Source organism: Nocardia farcinica (assembly GCF_029867845.1).
Lineage (GTDB): Bacteria > Actinomycetota > Actinomycetes > Mycobacteriales > Mycobacteriaceae > Nocardia > Nocardia farcinica_A.
In genome coordinates this window covers 1-1,690 of record NZ_JARWRU010000794.1, presented here as the reverse complement: position 1 = coordinate 1,690, position 1,690 = coordinate 1, and the positions used below count along the sequence as shown (strand labels likewise).

The 1,690-nt window shown below is 65.8% G+C and carries 2 protein-coding genes and 1 pseudogene; all 3 read right to left on the bottom strand.

All coding sequences use genetic code 11. From position 1 onward, the window contains the following. Positions 1 to 182: pseudogene (locus QH283_RS17430) on the bottom strand (hypothetical protein); the annotation flags it as partial. 245 nt (positions 183 to 427) lie between these two features. After that, on the bottom strand, positions 428 to 877 hold the full coding sequence (locus tag QH283_RS17425) for an effector binding domain-containing protein (protein ID WP_280504050.1): 450 nt from the start codon (positions 875 to 877) through the stop codon (positions 428 to 430). Beyond that, a complete protein-coding gene (locus tag QH283_RS17420; protein ID WP_280504049.1) occupies positions 874 to 1,317 on the bottom strand; it encodes a GyrI-like domain-containing protein in 444 nt (147 codons plus the stop codon). The genes QH283_RS17425 and QH283_RS17420 overlap by 4 nt, the downstream gene beginning before the upstream one ends. Positions 1,318 to 1,690 lie beyond the last annotated feature (373 nt).

Sequence of the window (1,690 nt, the reverse complement as noted above, 5' to 3'; positions counted from 1 at the left end):
GACTCGTACTCCAGTGCGGACTCCACGCCGTACCGGCTGTAGACACGAAGGGCCCCCGCCAGGTAACGCCGCCAGAATTCGGGATCGGCTCCGGGAGTGGCCACCCGGAAGGCGTGACCGGAGTGCATGTCACGGAACCTCAGCACCCGCTCGGCGCCGACCGTGACCATCTCGACAGTCATGTGTTCCTACTCCGTCGTCACCGCGGGCAGGGCCCGCGCCGGGCCGCTGTACCCGCTCCCCCGGGGTCCTAAACCAGGGGAGTCGCCTACGGAGTATCCGTCATCGGACAGGAATTCACCAGAAAACCGGCAATCGGACCGAAACATGTCACCCGAACGACAAACCCGCTGCTCGGAACCGCATCGTCCGGCCGACAGGGAGACCAAGGGACCGTTTGGTCCGACAATAGTTATCCGCGAGCTACTCAGACCAGAATGGAGATGAACAGTTCGACGTCACCGGGACCCCGCCAGACCTCGATCTCCTCGCGGTAGGCGCGGGTGATCTCCGCCGAGGCGGTGGCGTCGTCGACCTGGGCCCACACGTCCTCCACGGGGTCGTGGTAATCGCCGTTCGGCTCGAACCGCGCGTAGCCCCCCTTGGGCACCCGCACGAGCAGATCCCCCACCGGCACGCGTTCGGGCGCTGCGTAGGCACAACACACCAGCGCGTTGTGACTACCTGCGGGATCGGGCACGTAGACGGTGTAGAGCGGGCGCTCGCGGGTGGGCAGTTCGCCGGCCTCCCGGTCGCGCAGCCGGTCCTTGAGGAACTCGATGAGCTCGCTGTTGCTGGTCTTGAAACTGGGCGTCACCCGAGGCACCACCAGGCCGCCGTAGACCGCCTCGTCGCGGACCGCGATCGTGTAGGTCATCGGGGGTCCACCGCCAGGTACAGCTCGATCTTGTAGGCGTGCGGATAGAACTCGAAATCGCCGGTATAGGTGCGCTTGATCTGTTTGTGCTCCTCGGCGTAGGAGATCTGCGTCCACAGGTCGGTCATCACCTGCGGAAAATCGCCCACCGAGGAGAATTTCGCATAACTGCCCGCGGGCAGCCTGGCCACCAGATGACCGCGGGTCACCTCGTCGAAAGAGCGGCACCGATAGCCGACGATCTGGGTGTTGTAGGTGCCGAGTTCGCCACTGTAGTCGGTATACGCGCTGGCCAGCGGCCCGCCGAGATCCTGGTGCAGCACCGCCGCCCAGGCCGCCTCCAGCGCCTGGTCCCGTAATTCGCCCAGTGCGCGTTTCGGACTGCGGACGGGCAAGCCGGCGACCCAGGTCTCGTCCCGCTCCACGATTTCAAACTGCATGGAAAAACTCTTTCGAGGTGCCTTCGGCGAGCGCGCCCGCATTCCCGGTCGGCTGGAAAAGCCATGCTATCAACTCGATCATGAACGCCGCGCCCGCCGTGCGAGCCCGACCGTGGCGCTGAACTGGACAAACGTCCTGAAACACCCGTTCGCGGCGCCGGGAACGGCGCCGCGCGTGCCCGATCCCGGCGAACACCCGGCAATCGATGCGACTGCTGCCCGGACACCAGTCTCATGTCCGTCGCGTCCACCCCGGCGGACCCGGCCTCACCACCAGCCGAGGATGGGACCGAGCCGACGGACGAGTTCCGGGGCGAGCGAACGCGAGTAGCTCGCCGTCACATGGTGCACGTCGTGGTATACGAGGGTGTAT